Source organism: Sphingobium sp. AP50 (assembly GCF_900109095.1).
Taxonomy (GTDB): domain Bacteria; phylum Pseudomonadota; class Alphaproteobacteria; order Sphingomonadales; family Sphingomonadaceae; genus Sphingobium.
In genome coordinates this window covers 244,640-269,070 of sequence record NZ_FNYZ01000003.1, presented here as the reverse complement: position 1 = coordinate 269,070, position 24,431 = coordinate 244,640, and the positions used below count along the sequence as shown (strand labels likewise).

The following is a 24,431-nucleotide window of genomic DNA, read 5'->3' as shown; positions in this document are numbered from 1 at the left end:
ATCTCTCTCCTGTTGGTTCTCGTCAGGCGGCGCGCGACTGGCTCGTCCTGCGCGTGATGCGGATCGGCAGGTCGCTCAGCGCATGGAAGGCGAAGACCGGGTCATAGCGGATCGCTTCTGGCGGCACGGCCAGTTCGACCGCCTCGAAATCGTCCAGCCACCGGCTGATCGCCGATTGTAGTTCGGCGCGGGCGAGAAAACTGCCGACGCAATGATGCACGCCCATGCCGAAACTAATGTGCGAGCGCTTATTCTTCCGGTCGAGGTCGATCGTCTGAGGTTCCGGGAAACTCTCCTCATCCTGCCCGCCCGACGCCCACATGGCGAAGATGGTGGCGCCGCGCGGCAGGGCGACGCCGCCTATCTCCGTGTCCTGAAGGACGGTGCGCGGGGTGGTGATGGCCGGGGCGTGGACGCGCAGCACCTCCTCGATAAAGTCGGGGATCTTGGCGCGTTCCGATTGCAGCCTTGCCCACAAATCCGGCCGGGTCGCCAGCACGAACATGGCGGAGGACAGCGCATTGCGGGTCGTTTCATTGCCGGCGATCACCAGCACATGGCACATCGACAATTGTTCTTCCATGCTGAGCGGCCGGCCATTGATGCTGGCGGTCGCGATCGCGCTGACCAGATTATCCTGCGGATCGCGGCGATAGCGATCGAGTATGTAGACGAAATAGCGATAGCCCTTCACGATCGTCCGTGTCGCCTCGATCGCGCGGGGCAATGGGTGGACGGGGTCGACCAGATGGGTGAATTCGTCGGAGTAATATTTGAGGAAGGCGGCGTCGGCATAGGGCATGCCCAGGATCAGGCAGATCGCCTCCAGCGGTAGCGCCACCGCAAAAGCATCAACGAAATTGACAGTTTCGCGATCCGGTATCGCTGTCATCAACCGGTCGACGATGCGATCGATTTCCGGCTGCAATTCGATGATCTTGCGCCGATTGAGCGCCTGTTCAGCAATCTGGCGATAGGCGAGCGACACCGGCGGGTCGGTGGCTTGCAGAGTCTGGATGACCTTATATCCGGCTTCGGCAAAAACCTCGGCAATGGCGGGTTCGAATTCGCCCCAGCGCCAGACGGTGGGGACGGGCGTGTTGGAAAATATGTCAGTGCTGCGCGCGATCGCCTCTATGTCGCGCTTGCGGGTGGCGAGGAAGACTGGCGAGGGGGACGGGATCGGCAGTTGATAGACGGGCGCTTCCTGTCGCAACATCGCCCAACCGGGGCCGGGCGCCGACAGATGATCGGGATTGAACGGGTTGAAGCTGGCCAGATCGATACCCTGGGTCATGCCGGTTCCTCCGCATGGGGTTACGGAAAAGGGCAGATCCCTTTTGGAACGGCGCCTCTCCGAAACGGGAATCGGGTCCTTATCCGGCGCTCTTCGTGGCCGGTGGTCCTTCTATATCGGCCAGCTTATGCACAAGATTGATATTCTGCAATACCATATGCATGCTTATCCAATTTGACGCCCATAATAGTATGCTAGAATATTATATATTGCGCTAGCGCACCTTATGTCGCATGGGCGATGGGAAACGCATCATGAGGATTATGCCATGTTCCTTCGTCCTGCCCTGACCGTCGCGCTCGCCATCGCCAGCCTGGCACCCGCTCACGCGGCAGCACCTGCGATCGACCGCAACGCCCGCATCTATTCCGCCGACGGCACCGTGCTGGGCAAGGTGGATCGCCTGCTGATGAAGGGCGATGAACTGACCGGCGTCCAACTGATCTTCGGCAGCAAGATGATCGTCATCCCGGCCGATACGCTGACGGTCGAGGAAAGCGGCGTGAAGACCAGCCTGACGAAGAAGGAAGTCCGCGCGCTGCGGTAACGGCCGGGCTTTCTGCGCCTTATCCGGGCCAACATCCGGGATAGCGCATTGACATTTATTCATCGATCGATGAATTTAAACGCATGCCCCACAGCGACTCGACTCTATCCTCTCCGGTGTCGCCGAAACCGCGGCGGGGCAGGGGCCGTCCCGCCCATGCGGACGGTGATGCAGCGCCGGTGTCCGCACGCTTGCTGGATGCGGCGACGGCCCTATTTGCCGAGCAGGGTTTCGATGCGGTGGGCGTGCGCCCCATCGCCAATCGCGCCGACGTCGATCCGGCGATGATCGCCCATCATTTCGGGTCGAAGCTGGCGCTGTGGGAAGCGGTGGTCGATCGGCTGTCGCTGCGACTGACCGATCGGCTGGCTGCCGTTGCGCTTGGTCCGGGCAGCGCGAGCGCAAGGCTGGACGAAGCGGTCGGGCAGATTATCGACCTGTTGTGCGATGCGCCCGAACTGGCCGCCTTCATCCTGCGCGAGGTTGTTCTGCCGAGCGAACGCTCCGCCTATGGCGCGGCGCGGCTGGCCAATCCCATCCATCATATCCTGCGCCCGCTGATTGCCGATGTCGTGGCGGAGCATCGCGCGGATATCGATGTCGATTATCTTTTCGTGGCGCTCAACGGCGCAATCGTCGTCAGCATCGTGTCGCGACCGCTGCTCGATCGGCTGGCCGATCCCGCCGATGATGCGCAGTTCCGCGCGCGGCTGAAGGCGACCATGGCCGCACAGATGGCGGCGCGCATCGGCATATGAATCAAGAACAGATGGAGATGATGCATGCCCCAGACGATAGAGGCGCCCGCGCCGATCAGTTTCGCTGATCCCGCCGTCCAGCGTTGCCCCTTTTCCAGCTATGCGGGGCTGCGCGATGACCAGCCGGTCTATGTCGATCCGCTGACCGGCAATTATGTGCTGACCCGCTATGAAGATATTCGCAAGGCGTTGCTGAACGTCAAAGTGCTGCGCAATCGCACCGGCCTCAACGCCACGCGCAACGATGCGGCGGCCAATGCGGTCTATGAAGAGAAGGGCTGGATGCCGATCGATACGCTCGTGTCGAACGATCCGCCCGATCACCGTACCTACCGGACGCTGGTGGACAAGGTGTTCACGCCCGCGCGCGTCGGGGCGCTGGAGCCGCGGATCGAGGAGATTATCGAGGAACTGATCGACGGTTTCATCGATCAGGACGAGATTGATTTCCTTCAGGCCTTTGCCGTGCGCCTGCCGATGTTCGTGATCGCCGAGCAACTGGGCGTGCCCCGATCCGACATGGATCGGTTCAAGCTCTGGTCGGACGTGTCGGTGGAATCGGTCAGTCCGGTTCTGACGTCGCAGCGCGAGGTGGAAATTGCCGAACTGCTCACCGACATGCAGCGCTATCTGGCGGAGGAGATCGAGCGGGTACGGGAAACGCCCAATGAGACGCTGATCAGCCATCTGGCCAATACGGAGACGGATGGCCGTCTGCTCGACATGCGCGAATTGCTGAGCATCATTCACCAGTTGCTGGTGGCGGGGAATGAGACGACGACTACGACGCTGGCGTCGGGCATGAAACTGATGATCGAGCAGCCTGCATTGGCCGAGGCGATCTGTGCCGATCCGACCCGTGCCAAGCCGTTCGTGGAGGAGACGTTGCGGCTATTGTCGCCGGTCCAGACGCTGTTCCGCCGCGTTGCCGAGGATGTGGAGATTGCCGGGACGACGATTCCGGCGGGCGCATTGGTGGAGGTGCGCTATGGTGCGGCCAACCGTGATCCCCGCCAATATGCGGTGCCGGACGTCATCGATCTCGACCGGAAAAATGCGTCGAGCCATCTGGCTTTTGGCGCTGGGCCGCATCTGTGCATCGGCAACCAGTTGGCGCGGGGCGAGTTGCGGCTGGCCTTCCAGCATCTGACCCGGCGGCTGACCAACATGCGCGCGACCCGCGGCGAGGACAGCTATCGCTGGATGACCAGCTATATCGCCCATGGCCCGGACCAGTTGTGGATGGCGTTCGACAAGCGGGGGTGAAGGGGGGAGGGGCCGGTTTGCACCGGCCCCTTTTTCAGTCGAGGCTGTCGAGCGCGTCGAGATCGTCCATGGCGGTCGCGATGCGGTGGATGAATTCCAGCGTGATATCGCGCGGCTGCATGTCGGGTACATCGCCCAGCGGTGTCAGCGTCATCGTCCACCAGGCCAGTGTCGTCAGCAATTGCTGGCGATAATTGCGCCAGGCATCGTCGAACGGCACAGGCTCTCCACCGGCTGCGGCGAAGGCCTCCAGATAATAGGCCAGCAGGTCTTTTTCCCACAGGCGGCGCTGCTCGACCGTTAGCGCGGTGGAGATGGTGTAGGCCACATCGCGCGACCAATGCCCCTTCGACGTTACCTGCCAGTCGGACAGGCCCATCCGGTCGTCGCCGGTGATGTACCAGTTTTTCAGATGGACGTCGCCATGGGTGATGGTCAGCGGCAGCTCGCCATGCCGCGCTGATGCCCGCATGGTGGCGGACCAGACCTCGCCCTGTCGCGCCATCAGGCGGGCGGGCGCGACATCGCCCGCTTCGCGCAAGCCAGCCTCGCACATGCCCTTGAAGTCATGATCGCGGTCCAGCGCCAGGAAGCGATCGTCATAGCGGAACATATGCGCCAGTTCCCGATCGAGCTGCGACGATCGGTAGAAATGGCCGTGCAGAGTGGCCAGCACGCGCATCTGGTCCTGTACCCGCTCCAGTGTCATCTGGGTATGGTGGTTGCAGAAGCTGACCGATCCGCCCAGATCCTTCAGCATCACGATGGATGCAAAGGAGTCCGGGTCATAGGTGGCGAGATAGGCCTGCGGCGCCTCGATCGCGAGTTGCGGCCTGATCTGGTTGTAGAAACTCGTTTCGCTGAGCAGCGCCGAAGTCGACAGCAGCAACCGGTTGCGCAGGTCGACCGTGGCCTTGCAGAATACCGACGCGGGTAGGCCCGCCGCCTGCCCCGCCTCATTATAGTCCAGATAGATGCGCCGCCGGTTGGAGGTGCCGGAATCGGGTACGTCCAGCCGTACCGCGACGACCCGCGCATCCGGGTGATCGGCGCAGACTATGTGGGTCATCCATTCGGGCGTGATCGCTTCATAGCGCCAGGGAATGTCGCCCGGCGCCACCGCCGGCCTGTCTTCCTGCTGGTCGCGCGCGAAGGCGGCCTTGATTCGGTCGGTCTTCTCGCTGTTCATGCCGATAATCCTGTATGTGGTCCGACCATCAGAAGCGCGTCTCCAACGTGGCATAGAAACGGCGGCCGGGTTGATAGGACCGGGCCTGATTTTCAATGCCGAGCATATAATAGGTTTTGTCGAGCAGGTTGGTGCCGCCGACGGTGATCGACCAGCGATTGTCCTGCGCCCGGTAACCCGCCCGCGCGGTCAGCAGTTCATAGGCGTCGGATTGCTGGTCGATCGTGTTGGCGACGTTGCGGAACGCCTTGCCGGTCAGGGCCAGATCGCCGCCCAGGAAGAAGGTGCCGGACATCGAACCGATCGCGCTTTCATACAGGCCGCCGACCACGACATTATGCCCCGGCGCATGTTTGAGGTCGCGGGCATAGGGCTGGCCGGCGGGGGGCGACGTATATTTGGTCTGCATCAGCCCCGCATTGGCGAAGAGGGACAGGCCCCGCATCGGGCGATAGCTGGTTTCCAGTTCCAGCCCCTCGATCTTGGCGTCCGACGTCACGACCTGCGTGATGCCATTGATGGTGAGCGTCGCCTGAAGATTATTATATTTGGCCGAGAAGGCGGTCGCCGAGACATTGAGCCGGTTGTTCAGCAGTTTGGCCTTGAACCCGCCCTCGATCGATTTTTCGCTCTCCATTTTCGACTGGAGCATCATGCCGGCTAGATTGCCGGGGTTGGAGGTGATGAAGCCGGGCGTGCGATAACCCTCGGTATAGGAAGCGAACAGCAGAACGCCGCCGGTGTCATAGCTGACGCCGATCTTGGGCGTGAACTTGTTCGACTTGATCTTCGTGGCGTAGGTGAAGCTGGGATCGGCATTGGTGATCGCGGAGTAAAGCGCACGATCGACCGAGCGGCGATCGAGCGAGTAACGGCCGCCCAGCGTGATTTCCAGCGCTTCGACCGGACGGATATAAAATTCGCCGAACGCGGCATAGCTGTTGGAAATCTGCGTATCGTCATTCAGGCGCGGCACGGTGGACAGGGTGCCGATCTGCGACTGATAGAGCGAATGCACCTTCTCGCGGAAGTAGAAGAGGCCGACCGTATAGTCGATCAGGCCGCCGCTGGCGGAGGAAAGCTGCACTTCCTGCTGGATCTGCCGTTGCTTGAGATGCGCGCGCAGATTGACCTGCGTGACCGGCGGCGGCTTGCCCCAGAGGGAGGAGGCGAAGACGTCGCGGAAGCCACGATAGCTCGAGACCCATTTGACCGTGCCAAGGTCCGTCTTCCAGTTCACCGTGCTCGCGATGCCGCCGCCGTCGAAGCGCGGATCATTTTCCGCGAAGGGGCCGCGAAAGGCGGTGTAGGGATCATCATAATAAAGCGGGCAGCGCTCGAACTGACCGGCGGAGACATTGCCCGGCACATAGTCGCCCGCTGCATTGGTGACGAGGCCCGGCCGCGTGCCCAGCGCGGCGCAATTGGTCGGCGTCACCGCCTGAATGCCGGAGCGATTGCGGGTATAGTCGGCGGCAATGTCGATCGTCAGATCGTCGACCGGGGCAAGGCGCAACACGGCGCGATAATCCTGTGCGTTCACGCCATTGGCGCGGTCGCCCGTATCTTTGCCCGTGGCATCGACCAGCTTGATATAGCCGTCCTGATCGCGGGTCTGCACCGCCAGAATGAGGGCGGCTTTGTCGGGCGCCAGCACGATATTGGCATTGGCCTTGAAATCGCGGCGATCGTCCGTGCCTAGCGTGGCGGACAGCTTGGCGGAATTTTCGTGCAGGTCAGGCTTGCGCGTGACGAACTTGACCGCGCCGCCGGTGGAGTTGCGGCCATAGAGCGTGCCCTGCGGCCCGCGCAGCACTTCGATTCGCTCCAGATCGAGCGCGCCAGCCAGCGATCCCACCAGCCGGCCGATGAACACATCGTCCAGATAGACGCCGACATTGGGATCGGTGCCAAAGCCGACATCGTCAATGCCGACGCCGCGCAGGAATATCTGCGCCGAGGAGGCTGACGTGGTCGCCGCCTGAATATTCACATTGGGCACGAAACCGTCGAGCGCGCGCAGATCGTTGACCGCCTTCGTCTCCAGCGATTTGGCGTCGACCGTGGCGATGGCGATGGGCACGTCCATCAGCGTTTCCTCGCGCCGGCGGGCGGTGACGACGATCGCGCCTTCCTCTTGCGCCTGTTCGCTGGCTTGCGGGGCTTCGCTCTGGGCGAAGGCGCTGCCTGTCATCAGGGTGAAAGCCATGACGGCCAGGGATGGACTCGTCCTGCCAAATATCTTCATCATTATCCCCTCTCCCGCGATTCTCTCTGCCGACGCCTTTAGCCCCGCCGGCATGATAGATTGCATATATATCTTATTCTAGCATACTATAACGAGGCGAAGCATCGGGTGGAAGCCTTTTGTCGGCTGCCGATGGAAAAGCGCGCATAGCATGCAGGATGAGGACGATAATAATGACTGAGGGACGGGTCGCGGGCCGCCGCATCATCGTTACGGGGGCGGCCTCCGGCATTGGACTAGCGACGGCCCGGCTGCTGGCACGAGAAGGCGCGACACTATCGCTGCTTGATCGCGACAAGGCGGCACTGGCCGGGATTGCGGGGGAATTGCGGGCGCATCACGCGCAGGTCAATCTGCCGGACGAAACGGCGATCGATCGCGCGGTGCGGAACGCGGCGCTGGCGATGGGCGGTATCGACGGGCTCGTCAATGTCGCGGGTATTGGCGGCATAGGGCGCCTTGCCGACCTGTCGCTGGCGGACTGGAACCGGACGATCGGCGTCAACCTGACCGGGCCGATGCTGCTGATGCGCGCCGTGTTGCCGCATCTGGAAACGGCGGGGCAGGGGACGATCGTCAATATCGCATCGGGGCAGGGGCTTACCCCATCGGTGCCCGGCATGGCGGCCTATTGCGCGTCCAAGGGGGGATTGGTGACGCTGTCCAAGGCGCTGGCATTGGAGCTGGCGCCGACGATCCGGGTCAATTGCGTCTGCCCCGGCGTGGTCGACACGCCTCTGCTGCCCGATGCCATGCGGGCTGCCGCGCGCGAACCCGGATCACCCTATGCGTTGAAGCGGGTCGGTGAGACGGAGGAAGTGGCGGCGGCCATCCTGTTCCTCACCAGTGCCGAATCCGCCTTCATCACCGGGATTGCCCTGGCTGTCGATGGCGGCCGGACCTATCATTGACCCTCGTCGCGAGCCTGCGCGAAGCGGGCGAGGTGCAGGTCGACATCCCCGAACTGGCGGGCGATGGCATAGAGCCGGCGATAATGGTGGCTGATGTTCAGTTCCTCGGTCACGCCGATCCCGCCATGCAACTGAATCGCCTGCGCCCCGACCTGAAGCCCGCCGGTCGAGGCCTGTACCTTTAGGGCTGCTACCGCTGCGGCACGGGCCTGCCCATCGCCTGCTGCCATGGCGCCCAGCGCGGCGTAGAGGAGCGAACGGGTCATCTCGACCTCGATCAGCATGTCGGCCATGCGATGTTGCAGTGCCTGGAAATTGCCGATGGCGGTGCCGAACTGCTTGCGCACGCGCAGATAGTCGCGTGTGGTCCAGAGCGCTGCATCCATGACGCCCAGCGCTTCGCCGCACAACGCGATCAGGCCATGTTCCATGGCCTGATCGATCGCCGTCAGGGCCTGCTCGCCTGATATCAGCAGCCGCGCTTTGGTGCTGTCCAGCGTGATATCGGCGACACGACGGTTGTCGAGCGTGCGATAATCGGTGCGGCTGATGCCGGCCGCAGCGGCATCGACCAGATACAGGCGGATGGCATCGCCATGCCGGGCGGACATGAAGAAGCTGTCAGCGCGTGCCGCCCCTTCCGCCAAGGTCTTGACGCCGGTGAGCCGATCGCCGTGGGCCTGCATATCGACATGATGCCAGTCGCCCCGCCCGGCTGCTTCCTGCAAGGCGGGAACGATGATGGTTTCGCCCATTATCAGGGGTGCGATCAGGTCGGCCGCCGTCTCACCGCCCATCGCAGCGAGCAACTGCGTCGCGACGACATGCGGGACGAAGGGCTCCGTCACCAGAGCGCGTCCCAGTTCCTCCGCGATCAGCGCATTTTCGATCGCGCCGCCACCAAAGCCACCCGCTTCTTCGGACAGGCCAGCGCCCAGCCACCCCAGTTCGGCGAACATGGCCCAATGATGAGAGGCAAGGCCGTTCTCCGACCGGACGATGCGAAACCGTTCTTCCCAGCCATATTCGCGCTCGACAAAGCGCCGGACGCTGTCCCGCAGGGCATCCTGTTCTGACGTGTAGGTGAAATCCATGATCGTCACAACTCCAGCACGGTCTTGGCGATCAACGTGCGCTGAATCTCATTGGCACCGCCATAGATTGTGGTGGCGCGGCGGAACATCGCCTTGGCAGCGATGCCGATGCCATGATCCGGCACTGGCGGGGTCAGGCTGTCCTCGAACATGCGATGTTCGCCCTCCGGGTTGAGGCAGACGGCAAGCCCGCGATCGCCCAGCGCTTCGGCGGCAAGATCGGCGACACGCTGCCGCAGTTCTGACCCGCGTATCTTGACCAGCGAGGCGATGGAGCCGCCGTCATGCGATCCCGATGTCAGCGCGCGCAGTACGGCGGTTTCCAGCGCCATCGTGTCGATTTCGATCCGCGCCAGCCGGGTGCGGAAGGACGGGTCTTCGATCAGCGGCTTGCCATTCTTCTGCTCGATCCGGGCGATATCGCGCAATTGGGCGATGTCGCGCTTGGTATGGGGCACTTCCGCGCTGTTGGTCCGCTCATTGGTCAGCAGGAATTTGGCATAGGACCAGCCGGCCCCCTCCTGTCCCACCAGATTGGCGGCGGGCACGCGCACCTCGTCAAAGAAGAATTCGTTGACGGTCAGCCCTTCGTCGATCGTCCAGATCGGTCGACGGGTGATGCCGGGGCTTTTAAGATCGATGATCAGGGCGGAAATCCCGGCCTGCGGCTTGGCCTCCATATCGGTGCGCACCAGCATGAAGATCATGTCGGCATGATGCCCCTCGGTGGTCCAGGTCTTCTGGCCGGTGACGACATAGTCATCACCATCGCGCATCGCGCGGGTCCGCAACGAGGCAAGGTCGGACCCTGAACCCGGTTCCGAAAAGCCCTGCGCCCAGAAAGTGTCTCCGGTCCGGATGCCGGGGAGATAGGCCTGCCGCTGCTCTTCGGACGCGAAGGTGTAGAGGACGGGCGCGACCAGTTCCGGGCCGATCCGGTCCATGGTGGGGGCGTAGGCGCGGCGCATCTCCTCCTCCAAGATGAAGCGCTGCACGCCGGTCCAGCCGGTGCCGCCATAGGCCATAGGGAAATGCGGGACGGACCAGCCCTTTTCAGCCAGGATTTTGGCCCAGCGCGCCTGATCCTCCCGCCGGGGATGATAATCATAGCGTCCGCGCCGGGCCAGATCGGGGGGCAGATTCGCCTGGATGAAAGCCCGGACTTCGGCGCGGAAAGCCGTGTCTTCGGCGCTATAATATGGAGTCATGGCCCTCTCGGTCTTTTTCGTTATTAGTTTGCTAGCATATCATTTGGAGATTGCCTATAGCCAAGGCGACACAGGAGGAAAGAGGGCATGTCGCGCAAATATGATGATAGCCTCTATGATGCGCAGTGGATCAGGGACATACCGGCCCTGCTGGCGCTGGATGAGGTTGCGCCGGACCTGTTCCGTAACCGCGACAATCAGCGCAACGTCTATCGCGCGCTGTTCGGCGGGCAGATCGTGGCGCAGGCGCTGGTCGCGGCGGACCGGACCGCGCCAGATCGCACGATCCATTCGCTCCATGCCTATTTCCTGCGGGCGGGCATCGATAGCGAACCGATCGATTATCGGGTGGAGCGGTTGCGCGACGGCGGACGTTTTTCCACGCGCCGGGTCGAGGCGTTGCAAAAGGGGCAGCTTATCCTGACGATGGAGGCGAGCTATCGTTCGCCGGTTGCCGGGTTCAGCCATTATCGCGCCAGCTCTATCGCCTTCGATCCCGAAAAGGCACTGGACGAAGCGACGTTTCGCACGTTGCGGGCTGAGGACGGGCGGTCTTATGGCGCCTTGTTTGGCGGTCATTATCCCATCGAGGTGCGGTTGCCCGGCAAGGCCGGGTTTCTGGAGCGCAACGCAACGGGCAAGCGGCACTATTGGCTGCGGGCGCCGGGGGCGGAAAGCTGCGACGATCCGATGGTGCAGCGGCAGATATTGGCCTTCCTGTCCGATTTCATGTTCGCCGGTGCACCGCTGTCGCGGCATACGGTGGCGCTGCCGGGACCGCATCTGTTCGTCGCGAGCCTCGATCATTGCCTCTGGTTTCACCGGGACGTGCGCTGCGACGACTGGCTGCTGTTCGAAACCGACGGTCCCAATGCGGAAAATGGCGTCAATCTGGCGCGCGGCCTGATCTATAACCGGGCCGGAGAACTGGTCGCCTCCATGGTGCAGGAGGCGCTGCAATATCCCGTCGACCCGGCCGGATAAGCGTCAGGCCGGTACGCGATCGGGCAGATGGTTGAGATAGACCGGGTCCTGCCGGTCCCGGCGGCCGGGCAGGTTGTAATGTGCGACATGGCCCGCATCGGTGATGCGAGTGCTGGGGCGAATGTCGTTCCATTCATTGGTGATCTTGCGCCGCAGGATTTTCCATTGCCCGTCGCGCCGTTCGAACAGGTCGATATAGCGGCCGCCGCAATAATAATCATGCTTGCCGTCGATCGTGCCCTCGGCTTTGGCTTTCGCCGCATAATCCGGACCGAAAAAGGCGGTCACCGCCTCTTCGCCGCCCGGCGCCTGCTGATAGGCCCAATAATAGGATTCCGATGTTGCGAAGTCGCCCTCCACATCGATGGTGCAATGCGTGACGGTATGCATGCCGTCCAATATCCCTTCGCGCAGCGACGGGATGATGGTTTCGGCAAACTCCATGGCATTGCCCGAGAAAGAGCCATGATCGTCCGTGCCGTCGGGATGATAGATGGTCTTGAGCAGCTCCAGATCGCACCGGTCGATCGCCCGGCAATAGAGTTTGAGCACATGCTCGATCTCCTGCCGGTCCAGCGCCACGCGAAGCCGCGCTTCAAGCTGCTCGTCCATATCCCTCTCCTTTTTTGTATCGCTTATTCGCCCTTGAATTCGGGCCGTCGCTTTTCCATCACCGCATGGACCGCCTCGCCGAAATCGCGGGTGTAGGTGCTCAATCCTTCATAGGCGACGCCCGCTTCGAACACCGAACTGAACAGTTGCCGCAGGGCGATATTGGTCACCGACTTGGTGTAGCGGATCGCCGATTGCGCGCCGCGTGCCAGCTTTTGTGCATAGGTGTCGACATAGCTGTCCAGGTCTGCCGCGGGCACGACGAAGCTGATCAGGTTGATGCGCTCGGCCGTCACCGCGTCGATCGCGTCGCCGGTCAGCAGATAATGTTTCGCCTTGGCAAAGCCGATCAGTTGCGGCCAGATCAGCGCGCCGCCATCGCCCGCCACCAGCCCCAGCCGTACATGCGGATCGGCGAACCGGACATGGTCGGCGGCGATCACGATGTCGGACAGCAGGGCGATCGACGCGCCAAAGCCCATGGCGTCGCCATTCACCTTGGCGATCACCGGCTTGGGGCAGTCGAGCAGGCCCATGACGATGCGGCGCATGCTCTTGGCTTCATGGACGAAGGGGACGCGATCCCCCTTCACCTGTTTTTCCAGCCAGTCGAAATCGCCGCCGGCCGAAAAGGCTTTGCCCGCGCCGGTCAGGACGATGACGTCGCTGTCCGGGTCGTCCGCCGCCTCGAAGAAGACGCGCGCCATTTCCTCATGCAGCGCATGGTTGACCGCATTCATCAGTTCCGGCCGGTTCATCATGATCGTCAGCACCCGGCCGTTACGCGACAGGGTCAGCAGTTTATAATGGTCGAAATTCATGCCGGTCCCTTCGATGGCCAAGGCGATGCCGTTCCGTTCATGCGCGCGGGCCGGTCAGAAGACAATGTGCAGATGATCGAGCGCATGGATCGCGAAATGCGGGATAAACTGCGGCTCCGGATGATTGGGCGACAGGCGTAGATTGGGCAGCCGTTCCAGCAGGCGGCGGATGGCGATGCGCATCTCGCCGCGCGCCAACTGGTTGCCGATGCAGAAATGGATGCCGCGGCCGAACGCCAGATGATTGCGCACGCCCTTGCGCCCCACATCGAAATCGGCGGGGCATTGCCATTGGGCCGGATCGCGATTGCCGGCGAGATAGCTCAGCATCAGCACGCCGCCTTCGGGGATTTCGACATCGCCGATCCGGCTGGCCTGCGTCGCGACGCGCCACATATGCGGCACGGGGGAATGCGAGCGCAGCACTTCCTCGATGAAGGTGGGAATACGGCTGGGGTCCGCCTCGATCGCGGCACGCAAATCCGGCTTGGTCAGCAGCAGCCACATGGCGGTGGTGATGCCGGTCGTGGTCGTTTCATTACCGGCCACCAGCAACTGGTGCGCGATCGCGATCAGCGCGGGCGGGCTGAGCGTTTCGCCATCCACCTCCGCATGAACGAGGCGACTGAGCAGATTATCCTCCGGCTGGGCGCGATAGCGTTCGGCCCGTTCGTGCAGATAATTCTGCATGTCGATCAGATGATCGGTGATCTCCAGTTCGCGGTCGGGATCGAGCAGCGGATTGTTGCGCTCCACCGTGACGTCTGACCAGAGCTTGAACCGATCATAGTCGGCGCGGTCGACGCCCAACTGGTCGGCGATGATGTACATCGGCACCTTGATCGCGAATCCGGGCAGCAGATTGGCGCCGCCATTGGGCAGCATGCCGTCGATAAGTTCGTCGACCAGCGCCTCGATATAGGGTTCCAGCGATTTGACGTAGCTGGGCGTGAATGCCTTTTCGACCAGAGCGCGATAGGAGGTGTGGCCGGGCGGGTCGTTGGTGACGAGCGTGTGCATTTCCGGGAAGCCCCGGTCGGCAAAGCGGCGCGCCACTTCTTCGGCGACCGGGGAATCATGGCGTCCGACCACCACGGTCGTCTTGTTGGAATAAAGTTCGGGATGGGCCGAGATATGGCCGATATCCTCATACCGGGTCACGACATACATGCCGGTCAGCGGGTCTTTATAGACCGGCGCCTCCTCCAGCAGGCGATCGAGAAAAGGGAAAGGGCAGGTCTGGATATCCGGCGAGGCCAGGCTACCCAGATTGTCTTGAACCGTCATGTCCACTCCTGGAACGTCTTGCTATCGATAATATGAATGCTAGCATATCGAAAGCTAGCGTACATATCAACGATGTTCAGGAGAGAGAGGATGGAGCCGGTAGAAAGGCTGATTGCGATCGAGGAGATCAAGGCGCTCAAGGCGCGTTATTTCCGGTTGATGGATGGAAAGGACTGGGTGGGGTTTGCCGACCTGTTCACGGCCGACGCGCTGTTCGACGTGCGCGGCGCGCTGGAGGAAAATCCCGTCATCACCGACGATCCGATTCGCGGGGCGGAAGCCATCGCCGCCTATGTGCAGCGCGGGATTACGCCGCTGACCAGCGCGCATTTTGGCCATATGCCCGAAATCGAGATTCTCTCAGGCAGCGAGGCCACCGGCATCTGGGCATTGCTCGACATATTGCGCGCGCCCGAAGGCGGGCCGTTCCGCATCTTCCGGGGCTATGGCCATTATCATGAACGTTACATCCGCGCGGATGGCCAGTGGAAGATCGCCTCGCTGCGGCTCACGCGGCTGATGGTGGAAACGGTCTGAAAGGGAGAGGAAGATGACCAGTCTTATCGCCGGGCGGCCGATCCGCCAGATCGCCTATTTCGTGCCGGACGTCGAACAGGCGGCTCTGGCGCATGTCGCGACGTTCGGGTCCGGCCCCTATTATATCGCCGAGCATATTCCGCTGAGCCTGTGCCGCTATCGCGGCGCGCCGGCGGAACTGGACCATAGCTCTGCCTATGGCCAGTGGGGCGACATCATGGTCGAATTCGTGCAGCAGAATAACCCCGGCGCATCCTGCTTCCACGATATCTATCCCGAAGGTAGCGGGCGGCAGGGCATGCATCATGTTGCGCTGATCGTGGACGATCTGAAGGCCGAGATGGCCCGTTTCGAAGCGGCCGGTCATGAAGCGGCGCTCTATGCCGAAGTGGCGCCGGGCGTCGGTTTCGCCATGATGGATTGCGTGGCGACGCTGGGGCATTTTGTGGAACTGTACGAACCCACGCCGCAATTGCTGGGCGTCTATGATCTGGTCCGCTCGTCGGCGCAGGATTTCGACGGCACCGATCCGATCCGGCACTTCACCATCGGCTAGGGCGCAACCGTGCGGGCGATGATCAGTCGGTCATCGCCCGTGGGAAGGCGTTGGCGAGCAGCGCGTTCACGGTCTTGAGCGTTTCGTTGAGTTGCTCCATCCGGTCCGCGCCGATACGATCCTGCAAGGCGTCATTCTGGTCGATCGCCGCCACGCGCAGCGGTTCGCGCAGAGTGCGGCCCTTGTCCGTCAGATGCACCATGATCAGCCGCCGGTCCGACGCGATCCGCCGCCGTTCGATCAGGCCCGCTTTCTCCAGCCGGGTCAGCGTCTGGCCGACAGTCGCCTTGCCGATGTCCAGCCGACGGGCCAGTTCCACCTGTGACAAGGGTTCATCGAACCAGAGTTCCCCCAGCACATAGGCCTGGGCCGGCGCGATGCCGGTGCCCGCGATCCGCGCCATATAGTCATTCTGCGTGATGCGGGCGAGCAGTTGCGCCTGATAGGCGAGGCTTTCCTTGAACTGGGGAAAGGGGGCTTCGTCCGCCGGCACGGCCTTTTTCGCGCGGCCCTTCGACTGTGCGGATGCCATGGTGATGATCCCCCTTCTTGCCATGTGGAAACAGCCTTTCTCGCCAATGCCGGCGGGCCGGTCAAGCGGCCCGCCGGTCAGGTCAGCTATGCAGATGGGCGGTGGCGCGTTCGGCGACGGCGCCAAGCTCTTTCAGACTGGGATTGCGCCGCAGGGTCAGACCGCCATTCACCTGCAAATTCTGGCCGGTCATGAAACATTCGTCCGACCCCAGCCAGACGACGGCAGCAGCGATATCTTCCCGCGTGCCGACCCGGCCCAGCGGATATTCGCGGGTGAAGGCTTCGACCATTTCGGGAATCTGGAAGGTCATGCCCGCCATCGGCGTTTCGGTGATGCCCGGCGATATGGAATTGGCGCGGATACCCCGGTCGCCATATTCATTGGCGACCGTGCGGATCACATGGTCGATGCCGGCCTTGGTGCCCATATAGGCAGCGTGATTTTCCAGCATGATCGTCGCCGTGGCCGACGAAATCTGGATGATCGATCCGCCCTGGCCCATCGTCCGTAGCATCGCCTGGATGAAGAAGAACGGTCCCTTGAACTGGATGCCGAGTATCTTGTCGAGATCCGCCTCGGTCGTGTCATGGGTGGGCTTGAGCAGGCCCCAGCCGGTGGCGTTGACGCCGATATCGATCCGGCCGAAGCGTGCGATAGCCAGATCGGCGGCAGCATCGACCTGCGCCTGATCCGTGATGTCGACGACGGCCGCCGCGCCGCCGATCTCCTGCGCCAGCCGGTCCAGTTCCTCGGCATGCCGGCCGCCCACGACCACTTTGCATCCTTCGGCCGCCAGCCGCTGGGCGATCGTCTGGCCCATATTGTCCTTGCCCGCAGCACCCAGCACCAGTGCCACCTTGCCATCCAGCCGCATATCTCTCTCCATATAGTTAGTATATGTACAGTCTTGTAGCATGCTATTATGGAAGGCGCACAAGAGCAATGCACGACAGGAGCAGGATATGAGCGGAAAACTGGACGGCAAGGTTGCGGTCGTCACCGGCGCGGCACGCGGGCAGGGTGAGGCGACCGCGCGGCTCTTCGCGGCGCAGGGGGCAAAGGTCGTGCTGGCCGATATGCTGGAAGCTGAGGCGCAGAAGGTCGCGGCGGACATTGGCGACAATGCCATGGTGCTGAAGATCGATATCAGCGCCGAGGAGGAATGGCTGGCTCTTGCCCGGACGGTCGAGTCGCGCTGGGGCAGCGTGGACATATTGGTCAACAATGCGGGGATCGTGCATCCGGCCGCTATGCTGGACCTGACCAAGGCGGATTTCGAACGGGTCCTGTCCATCAACCTGGTCGGCGCATGGCTGGGCATCAAGGCGCTGGCGCCCGGCATGATCGCGAAGGGGAAGGGCGCGATCGTCAATATCTGTTCCAGTTCGGGCCTGTGGGGCATGAACGGCCTGACCGCCTATTCGGCCAGCAAATGGGCGCTGCGCGGGATCAGCAAGACGGCGTCGATGGAATTGGGACATCAGGGCGTGCGGGTGAATGCGGTCTTCCCCGGCGGCATCAATACCGTGATGGGCAATGTCACCAACGAAGCGCCGTCGGAACTGGCCAAATATTATGTTGGCCAGCCGATCCAGCGCATCGGCGAACCCGAAGAGGTCGCCGCGACCAGCCTGTTCCTGGTCAGCGACCATGCCTCCTACGTCAATGGCGCGGAAATTACGGTGGATGGCGGCATGACTGTGGGCATCTATACCCCGTTCCTGCCCGGCGCCCCGGACAATGTCGGCTGAATGATGGTTTGGGCTGGAGGGCGGATCAGCCCTCCAGTGTTGCCCGTGCCAGTGCGGCGGCCTGCAGCGGATGACATCGCGCGCACGCCCGGTATCCCGCGTCGATGCACTCTGCGATCGTGGGGAAGAAAGTGTAGTTTTCCGACTTCGGCTTACGCGCCGGACAGGTAAGCCGACAGAATATCCCGGTGGAAGACACGCAGACGAAGGCTTGCCCGTCAAAGCGGGCGTCGCGTGAAAGCAGCGCCGCATAGAGAGTTTGGTGGTCAGGAAGGTCGAACAACATGTGAAGGCTCTACCCGCACGCAACCTGCTTCGTCGCCGTTTTTCGGGCGTCTATTTTTGTTCTCGCGACATCGCAGTGCGGAGCGTTACGAGCGCCACTTCGCGCTTTGGCATGGTGAGATTGGCAACCGTTCGAATTGTGCAGTCTGTTTCTACGCATTGAAGTTCACCTATTATCATAGCGAAGGTTGCAAATCAGTCGGCGCAACCTCAAGGCACGGCCGAACATCCTGTGGAGATGCGAACAGGATTGCACCGCGCCATTGCCCCTTCCGGCAGCGTCACCGAAAAGCCTCTGCGCAACGGATCGGGCGCTCCGGGATAATAAGTCCGTGCTGACCGCCTGGGCGCCGCTGGCCATGGCCGCCTGTGCCTTGCGATAATCGCCGGCGCGTGCCTCCACCGTGTTGGCATCGGTCCGTGTGCGCACGATGACGCCCTGCTTCACCCAATCGCTGATCTTAGCACCGTCGACCAGCGGATCCTGCACGATCTGGATCGCGGATTCGGGCTGATCGTCAGGATACCAACCGAACATCGCGCGCCCTGCAAGCGAAGGATGGCCATCGCGATAGAGGTTGGAGACCGCGTCGCGCACGTCGAGCATGATGTAGATGCGGCCACGTGCGGCATCCAGGCTAGGCCAGCCATGGGTCCGCACCGCGTCGCGCAGCGTCCTGGCCTTGCCGCGCACGTCATCGGGGGTGATGAGCCGCTTGCCCGGCAGGACGGATCGGATTTCGGCATCGAGCGCATCCAGCAGCCCCTTGTCATCAAGCCCGATCGGATTGCTGATCCCCGGCCGGTTCGAAGGTGTGTCGGCCGCATTGATGGTGATCATGATCGGCAGGTGATCCGGGTGCGCGCGTGACCAGCGATCGACCTCGGCAAGGCATTGGACCAGCGCCGGGCAGGTACTGAGATAGTCGACATCGGGAATGTGGAACGTCTTGAAACCAGGCTTCAGCATCGCCTGACGGTCGAACCCGGTCTGTTCGCCGGCCTCCCGCGCCCATTGTTCGCCCTTGGGGTCGGCATAGCGACCGCCCTGGGGATCGGCGAAGATGTCGAGTTCAAGCTGGCGAACGCCGGCATCCAGCTGCTGGGTGAGAGGCAGATGATAATAGTCCAGTCCATCGGCGAGCCGGGGCTCGATCGCCCTGATCCTGGCCATGACCGCTGCGGGTATGCGCGCCTTGAAGCTGTTATGCGACCCCACCACCTGGATATCGTTCATGGCCCTGGGGGCCGCCGCACCGACCAGGATCAGCGCGGCGGTAGCAAGGGCGATGGCTGGTCCGATCCCGCGCATCAGAATTCAGTCCGAATGCCGAACAGGAAGGTACGGCCATAATATTGGATCTCGTTGAACCGCTCCTTGATGCCATTGTAGGAATAGGCCCTGGCCCCGGCGAGGTTGATCGCCTCCAGGCTGACCAGCGTCTTGGGCAGCACCCGGATGGACAGGTTGCCGTCGAGCGAGCCGAACGGCGCCACATAGGATTCGGTCTGGGTCGTACTGCCATTGCCCGACAGATATTCGCCGCGCCATACATAGGAAAGGCGCGCTGAAATCGGTCCCTTGTCGTAGAAACCGACGAGATTGTAGCTGTCCTTCGACAGGCCGATCAACTGATCGACGATCGGGCGCGCACCAGCGGTATAGTTCGATTCGACTTCGGTATGGGTGTAGGATGCCTGGAAACCCAGTCCATCAAACGGTGCGGGCAGGAAATCGAACACCTGGTTATAGGCCGCCTCGATGCCATAAACCTTGGCCGTGCCGCCATTGACCTGGGTGCTTAGCAGCACTGTGCCACGCCCGGGAATCTCGGTATTGACGTTCTGCGCCGTGATATAATCGTCCATCTTCTTGTAGAAGAGCGCGCCGGTCAGCGAGGCATTGGGACGGAAATACCATTCCAGCGAACCGTCGAACTGTGTTGCCAGGAACGGCTTGAGGTCCGGGTTGCCGCCGCTCGCGGTCGGCGCATCGGTCGATACGCTGATTTGTGGCGCGGTCTGGGTCATGTTGGGTCGGGTCAGCACCCGGCTGGCCGCCAGACGGCCGATCAGATTTGGCGTCAGTTCGGCGCGCAGGTTGAAACTGGGCAGCCAGTTGTTGAACGTCTTGGGGAAGCTCGCCGGGGTGGGCGTGGTACCCAGCGTCAGCGTACCGCTCGCCACCTGGTCGGTGTGGACATAGCGCAGGCCGACATTGCCGGTGATGCCGACGCTGCCCAGATCGAAACCATAATCCGCACGGACATAGCCACCAAGGATCTTTTCCGTAACGACATAGGAAGCGCGCATGTCGCCGGCCGTCAGCGGCGCATTGGCGATCGCATCGGTGAACAGCGCATCATAGAAGGCGCTGGTGATGGGCACCGCCCAATTGCGCGGGAAATTGCCCGGAATGTTCGAGAAGGCGTCGTCGAAGGGCAGCGCTTCGTAGCCGCCCGGCACGACCTGCGAGATCGGCGGGTTGCCGGCGATGTTCACGGTGAAGTCGCGGCGCCAATAGTCGCGCTTGCGCCAATGATATTCGCCACCGGCCTGGACCTTGGTGATAAAGCCGTTGAGATCGCGGCCGACGTCAAGGCGGGCATAGCTGTCCCAGTCCTTGCTGTTCTTGGGCGCGATGTTGAAGGGGTAATAGATGTAATTGGCCGGATTGCTGACGTCGACCGGCGTGCTGAGCGTCGGCGCGATCTTGTACCCGCCTGACGCATCATAGGTCAGCGGCGCGATGATCTGCATGCGGCTGCGCACCGTGCCTTCGGCATAGCTGGGGTGGAAGCTATGGGCGTAGGACCAGTTGGCATTGGCCGAAACATGCCAGTCGCCCGGATTCCATACCTGCTTCAGGCCGACATTGATCAGGTCGTGGCGGTTGAGGCTGTATTCGCGCGAGGCCATGAAGCGGACATTGTTGATCGTCGCCTTGGTGACCGTATTGCCGTCCAGCATCACCGACCCCGGCACCAGATAGGTGCCCGGATCGTCTGGATAGATGTCGAGGCCGAATTCGTCATATTCGACATCCAGCCGCGTCAGCGACACGTCCAGCGTCGTTTCCAGTTCGTCCGAAGGACGCCATTGGGCCGAAATCAGGCCCGACAACCGCTTGCGGTCTTCGGTTTCGATGGTGGGGCGGGTGCGGGTCGGCGTATAATAGCCGGCAGGCAGATATTCGGCGCCCGCAACCGGATTGGCAGGCTGCACGAATTTGTTCAGGTTCCAGCCCGTATTGTAGAAGCGGTCGTTGCGGACCGATTTGGCCCAATATTGGGCGCCGACCAGGATGCCGAACTGATCGTCCTTGGTCTTGAAGCTGGTCAGCACGGTGGCGTTCGGCCGCACCTTGTCGGTCATGCTGGTATAAGTGCCGCGCAGATTGACCGTGGTCTTATTGCCGACATCGAGCGGGTGGAAAGTCTTGACGTCGATATTGCCGCCCAGCGCGCCTTCGGTCATGTCCGCGGTTGGCGTCTTGACCACATCGATCTGCGACACGAATTCGGCCGGCAGCATCTCGAAGCGGAACTGGCGCCCCTGTGCGCCGCCATTTTCGATGAGGTCGTTGATCGCGATGGTGCGGCCGTTGACCAGCGTGCTCTGAAATTGCGGGCCAAGGCCACGCACGCTGACGTAAAGGCCTTCCCCGCGCGGACGGGTGATCGCGACACCGGTGACGAGCTGAAGCGCTTCGGCGACATTCTGGGTCGGGAATTTACCGATGTCGGTGGACGCGATGGAATCAACGCCATAGGCGGCCTTGCGCTTCATTTCGGTCGCGGTCGCCAGACTGCGGGCATAGGTACCGGTGACGACGATCGCGCCTTCGTCCTGCCCATCGGCAGCTACCGGCTGATCGGCGGCCGGTGCAACGGTCTGCGCCTGGACCGGCGGCGACAGCACCAGCGCAAAAATGGCGAGCGGAAGCGGCGCGCAAAGCATGCGCGATGAACGTGACATGTGGTGGTTCTCCCCAAGGCTCCAAGGCCGACAGGGGGCGGTTAGGCCGTTGTTATTGCAATATTGTGGCGCGTATATTTCATCCTGAATTTTCGGTTGTTCGCTCGTTCCCGGTCCGGAAAGCCGTCACTGACGTTCTTTCCAGCCGCTCGGCGATCAATCTTCCACGCTCAGGCTCATGGGAATTGTTGCGCTCAAGATCATTCCTGAGCGCTACGGCTGCACCTTTCGGAAGGACAGGCGAGTGATTGCCGGCAGGTTGATTTGCCGCTCAGAGCTACTCCTAAAGACAGCACCTGTTTGGCCGCCATCAATCCATTCTCTGCACGTCTCTGGCTTAAGGCTTATGAGTGGATCGTCATGTATAAATGCCCATCATGCGCTTGTTGAGCGCTCTGTCAGCACCACCGGTAGCGAAATCGTCGAACGCATGTTCGGTCACTTCGATGATGTGCCGCGCGATGAACGGCGCGCCTTCCGCTGCACCGACCTCCGGGTGTTTCAGCGCACATTCCCATTCCAGCACGGCCCAACCGGGGAAGTCGTTATGCGCCATCTTGGAAAATATCGCGGGGAAATCGACCTGACCGTCGCCTAGTGACCGGAACCGACCAGGCCGATCGGCCCAGCCCTGATAGCCGCCATAGACGCCGGAACGCCCCGTAGGCCGGAACTCCGCATCCTTCACATGGAAACATTTTATGCGGTCGCGATAAATGTCGATGAAGGCCAGATAATCGAGCTGTTGCAGCACGAAATGGCTGGGGTCGTACAGGATGTTGGCGCGGGCATGTCCGCCCAGCCGGTCCAGAAACATTTCGAACGTTACCCCGTCATGCAGGTCTTCTCCCGGATGGATTTCGAACGCCGCGTCCACGCCATGGTCTTCAAACACGTCCAGTATCGGCTTCCAGCGCCGCGCCAGTTCGTCGAACGCATCCTCGACCAGTCCGGTGGGCCGCTGCGGCCAGGGATAGACATAGGGCCATGCCAGCGCGCCGGAAAAGGTCGCATGGGCGTTAAGGCCCAGACGCTGGCTGGCCTTTGCCGCCATCTTCACCTGATCCACGGCCCATGCCTGTCGCGCGGTGGGATTGCCCCGCACTTCCGGCGCGGCGAAGGCATCGAACTGCGCATCATAGGCGGGGTGGACGGCGACCAGTTGTCCCTGAAGGTGGGTCGACAATTCCGTGATCGCCAAGCCATGGGCGGCCAGCGTCCCTTTTATTTCGTCGCAATAATCCTGACTGTCCGCTGCTTTGGCCAGATCGAACAGGCGCGCGTCCCAGCTTGGTATCTGTACACCTTTGTACCCCAGACTCGCGACCCACCGGCCGATGCTGTCCAGGCTGTTGAACGGCGCGACGTCCCCTGCGAACTGCGCCAGGAAAATGGCCGGGCCTTTGATCGTCTTCATGTCAATCTCCAGGGATGATGAGTGGCGTCCAGCCTGCACGGCGGGCGCTGGCATCGACGGCGGTGGCGATGAACGCCATCGACCGGACGCCATCGTCTATGCCGGCCAGCAACGGGGCGGCTTCGCCGCGCAGCATCCGGGCGAAATCGCTGTAGAGGTTGGCGAAGGCTTCCAGATAGCCTTCCGGGTGGCCACCGGGCGTGCGCGTCGCGGCGCGCGCGTCTGGGCCAAGTGCGGCGTCGCCCGCCTGAATGATCTCCGTGCGCCCGTCACCATGATGCAACGTCAGCGCGTTGGGCGATTCCTGCCGCCAGTCGATGCCGCCATGTTCGCCATAGACGCGGATGCGCAGGCCATTGCGTTCGCCGACCGAAATCTGCGACGCCATCAGCACGCCGCGTGCGCCGGTGTCGAACCGCAACAGCACAGCGCAGTCATCGTCCAGCGCACGGCCCGGCACCACGGCGGCCAGATCCGCCAGCAATTCCGTGACGGTAAGGCCGGTGACGAACTCCGCCAGATGAAAGGCATGGACGCCGATGTCGCCGATGCACCCGCCCAGCCCCGACCGGGCCGGGTCGACGCGCCATTCCGCCTGCTTGCCGCTGGCTTCACCCGCCAGCCAGCCCTGCGGATATTCCACCACGACCTTGCGCACCTTGCCAATCTCTCCGGTCACGATGCGCGCCCGCGCTTCGCGCACCAGCGGATAACCAGAATAGGTATAGGTCAGCGCATAGGGCGTGCCTGACGTCCGTACAACACGGCGCAACTCCAGCGCTTCGTCCAGAGTGGCGGTGGCGGGCTTGTCGCTCATCACCGGCAAACCGGCGTTCAATGCAGCTATGGCGGCGGGTAAGTGCAGGTGATTGGGCGTGGCGATGGACAGGAAATCGATGCCGTCGTCCCGCGCTGCCTCGTCCGCCAGCATCGTGCCCAGGTCAGGGTAGGCGCGGGCCGGATCGATGCGATAATGCGCGCCCGCCGCGCGAGAGCGTTCGGCGCTGCTGCTGAACGCGCCCGCCACCAACGCGATATGTCCGTCCAGTTCGGCCGCAATGCGATGGACCGGTCCGATGAAGGCGCCCGGGCCACCACCGACCATGCCCATACGGATTTTTGCACGGATTTTCACGTCTCTCCTCCTTGC

General features: G+C 62.3%; 23 protein-coding genes. 8 read left to right on the top strand and 15 right to left on the bottom strand.

Annotated elements, in window-relative coordinates:
* Nucleotides 1-22: 22 nt before the first annotated feature.
* Nucleotides 23-1,297 carry a cytochrome P450 gene (locus BMY84_RS09185; protein ID WP_093083271.1) on the bottom strand — a complete coding sequence of 425 codons (1,275 nt, stop codon included), beginning with the start codon at nt 1,295-1,297 and terminating at the stop codon, nt 23-25.
* 268 nt (nt 1,298-1,565) lie between these two features.
* On the opposite strand from BMY84_RS09185, the gene BMY84_RS09180 reads away from it, so the two are divergent.
* The 3 genes from BMY84_RS09180 to BMY84_RS09170 all read left to right on the top strand — a co-directional run bounded on the left by BMY84_RS09180 (nt 1,566) and on the right by BMY84_RS09170 (nt 3,868).
* Nucleotides 1,566-1,844 (top strand): hypothetical protein, encoded by a 279-nt coding sequence (locus BMY84_RS09180; protein WP_093083422.1) that lies wholly within the window; start codon nt 1,566-1,568, stop codon nt 1,842-1,844.
* A 179-nt stretch (nt 1,845-2,023) separates the two neighbouring features.
* On the top strand, nt 2,024-2,602 hold the full coding sequence (locus tag BMY84_RS09175) for a TetR/AcrR family transcriptional regulator (RefSeq protein ID WP_218146929.1): 579 nt from the start codon (nt 2,024-2,026) through the stop codon (nt 2,600-2,602).
* Between the two features lie 24 nt (nt 2,603-2,626).
* Complete coding sequence (locus BMY84_RS09170) at nt 2,627-3,868, top strand: cytochrome P450 (protein ID WP_093083268.1); 1,242 nt, start codon at nt 2,627-2,629, stop codon at nt 3,866-3,868.
* Nucleotides 3,869-3,902: 34 nt separating this feature from the next.
* On the opposite strand, the gene BMY84_RS09165 is transcribed toward BMY84_RS09170, so the two are convergent.
* Nucleotides 3,903-5,057 carry a phosphotransferase gene (locus BMY84_RS09165; RefSeq protein ID WP_177203954.1) on the bottom strand — a complete coding sequence of 385 codons (1,155 nt, stop codon included), beginning with the start codon at nt 5,055-5,057 and terminating at the stop codon, nt 3,903-3,905.
* A 28-nt stretch (nt 5,058-5,085) separates the two neighbouring features.
* On the bottom strand, nt 5,086-7,308 hold the full coding sequence (locus tag BMY84_RS09160; protein ID WP_177203953.1) for a TonB-dependent receptor: 2,223 nt from the start codon (nt 7,306-7,308) through the stop codon (nt 5,086-5,088).
* Nucleotides 7,309-7,478: 170 nt separating this feature from the next.
* Between BMY84_RS09160 and BMY84_RS09155 the strand changes: the two genes are divergently transcribed.
* Nucleotides 7,479-8,216, top strand: a complete 738-nt coding sequence (locus tag BMY84_RS09155; RefSeq protein ID WP_093083263.1) for an SDR family NAD(P)-dependent oxidoreductase — start codon at nt 7,479-7,481, stop codon at nt 8,214-8,216.
* On the opposite strand, the gene BMY84_RS09150 is transcribed toward BMY84_RS09155, so the two are convergent.
* Both BMY84_RS09150 and BMY84_RS09145 read right to left on the bottom strand, forming a co-directional pair.
* On the bottom strand, nt 8,210-9,310 hold the full coding sequence (locus tag BMY84_RS09150; RefSeq protein WP_177203952.1) for an acyl-CoA dehydrogenase family protein: 1,101 nt from the start codon (nt 9,308-9,310) through the stop codon (nt 8,210-8,212). The two genes, BMY84_RS09155 and BMY84_RS09150, sit on opposite strands and share 7 nt — an antisense overlap.
* 5 nt (nt 9,311-9,315) lie before the next feature.
* Complete coding sequence (locus BMY84_RS09145; protein ID WP_093083260.1) at nt 9,316-10,518, bottom strand: acyl-CoA dehydrogenase family protein; 1,203 nt, start codon at nt 10,516-10,518, stop codon at nt 9,316-9,318.
* An 87-nt stretch (nt 10,519-10,605) separates the two neighbouring features.
* Between BMY84_RS09145 and BMY84_RS09140 the strand changes: the two genes are divergently transcribed.
* The gene (locus BMY84_RS09140) at nt 10,606-11,502 is read left to right on the top strand and encodes an acyl-CoA thioesterase (protein ID WP_093083259.1); all 897 of its coding nucleotides are present in this window, start codon (nt 10,606-10,608) and stop codon (nt 11,500-11,502) included.
* Nucleotides 11,503-11,505: 3 nt separating this feature from the next.
* Here the strand turns inward: BMY84_RS09140 and BMY84_RS09135 are convergent, their stop codons facing one another.
* The 3 genes from BMY84_RS09135 to BMY84_RS09125 are packed head-to-tail and all read right to left on the bottom strand — an operon-like array spanning nt 11,506 to nt 14,222.
* Nucleotides 11,506-12,114, bottom strand: a complete 609-nt coding sequence (locus BMY84_RS09135; protein ID WP_093083257.1) for a nuclear transport factor 2 family protein — start codon at nt 12,112-12,114, stop codon at nt 11,506-11,508.
* A 23-nt stretch (nt 12,115-12,137) separates the two neighbouring features.
* Nucleotides 12,138-12,956: an enoyl-CoA hydratase/isomerase family protein gene (locus tag BMY84_RS09130; protein ID WP_256215187.1), complete on the bottom strand. Its 819-nt coding sequence runs from the start codon at nt 12,954-12,956 to the stop codon at nt 12,138-12,140.
* Nucleotides 12,957-12,989: 33 nt separating this feature from the next.
* Nucleotides 12,990-14,222, bottom strand: a complete 1,233-nt coding sequence (locus BMY84_RS09125) for a cytochrome P450 (protein WP_093083256.1) — start codon at nt 14,220-14,222, stop codon at nt 12,990-12,992.
* A gap of 90 nt (nt 14,223-14,312) precedes the next feature.
* On the opposite strand from BMY84_RS09125, the gene BMY84_RS09120 reads away from it, so the two are divergent.
* Both BMY84_RS09120 and BMY84_RS09115 read left to right on the top strand, forming a co-directional pair.
* On the top strand, nt 14,313-14,759 hold the full coding sequence (locus BMY84_RS09120) for a nuclear transport factor 2 family protein (protein WP_093083254.1): 447 nt from the start codon (nt 14,313-14,315) through the stop codon (nt 14,757-14,759).
* A 13-nt stretch (nt 14,760-14,772) separates the two neighbouring features.
* On the top strand, nt 14,773-15,315 hold the full coding sequence (locus BMY84_RS09115; protein WP_256215186.1) for a VOC family protein: 543 nt from the start codon (nt 14,773-14,775) through the stop codon (nt 15,313-15,315).
* A 22-nt stretch (nt 15,316-15,337) separates the two neighbouring features.
* Here BMY84_RS09115 and BMY84_RS09110 read toward each other — a convergent pair whose 3' ends face one another.
* Nucleotides 15,338-15,847: a MarR family winged helix-turn-helix transcriptional regulator gene (locus BMY84_RS09110; protein ID WP_177203951.1), complete on the bottom strand. Its 510-nt coding sequence runs from the start codon at nt 15,845-15,847 to the stop codon at nt 15,338-15,340.
* 82 nt (nt 15,848-15,929) lie between these two features.
* Nucleotides 15,930-16,724: an SDR family oxidoreductase gene (locus BMY84_RS09105; RefSeq protein WP_093083251.1), complete on the bottom strand. Its 795-nt coding sequence runs from the start codon at nt 16,722-16,724 to the stop codon at nt 15,930-15,932.
* 88 nt (nt 16,725-16,812) lie between these two features.
* Here BMY84_RS09105 and BMY84_RS09100 point away from each other — a divergent pair, with 88 nt between their 5' ends.
* Nucleotides 16,813-17,601, top strand: a complete 789-nt coding sequence (locus BMY84_RS09100) for an SDR family NAD(P)-dependent oxidoreductase (protein WP_093083249.1) — start codon at nt 16,813-16,815, stop codon at nt 17,599-17,601.
* Between the two features lie 25 nt (nt 17,602-17,626).
* Here BMY84_RS09100 and BMY84_RS09095 read toward each other — a convergent pair whose 3' ends face one another.
* The 5 genes from BMY84_RS09095 to BMY84_RS09075 all read right to left on the bottom strand — a co-directional run bounded on the left by BMY84_RS09095 (nt 17,627) and on the right by BMY84_RS09075 (nt 24,392).
* On the bottom strand, nt 17,627-17,887 hold the full coding sequence (locus BMY84_RS09095) for an Ada metal-binding domain-containing protein (RefSeq protein WP_218146928.1): 261 nt from the start codon (nt 17,885-17,887) through the stop codon (nt 17,627-17,629).
* Nucleotides 17,888-18,052: 165 nt separating this feature from the next.
* On the bottom strand, nt 18,053-19,198 hold the full coding sequence (locus BMY84_RS09090) for a Ca2+-dependent phosphoinositide-specific phospholipase C (RefSeq protein WP_256215185.1): 1,146 nt from the start codon (nt 19,196-19,198) through the stop codon (nt 18,053-18,055).
* Nucleotides 19,198-21,864, bottom strand: coding sequence for a TonB-dependent receptor (locus BMY84_RS09085; RefSeq protein ID WP_256215184.1), 2,667 nt, complete (start codon nt 21,862-21,864; stop codon nt 19,198-19,200). The genes BMY84_RS09090 and BMY84_RS09085 overlap by 1 nt, the downstream gene beginning before the upstream one ends.
* Before the next feature lie 358 nt (nt 21,865-22,222).
* A complete protein-coding gene (locus tag BMY84_RS09080; protein WP_093083246.1) occupies nt 22,223-23,281 on the bottom strand; it encodes a sugar phosphate isomerase/epimerase family protein in 1,059 nt (352 codons plus the stop codon).
* Nucleotide 23,282: 1 nt separating this feature from the next.
* A complete protein-coding gene (locus BMY84_RS09075) occupies nt 23,283-24,392 on the bottom strand; it encodes a Gfo/Idh/MocA family protein (protein ID WP_093083244.1) in 1,110 nt (369 codons plus the stop codon).
* Nucleotides 24,393-24,431 lie beyond the last annotated feature (39 nt).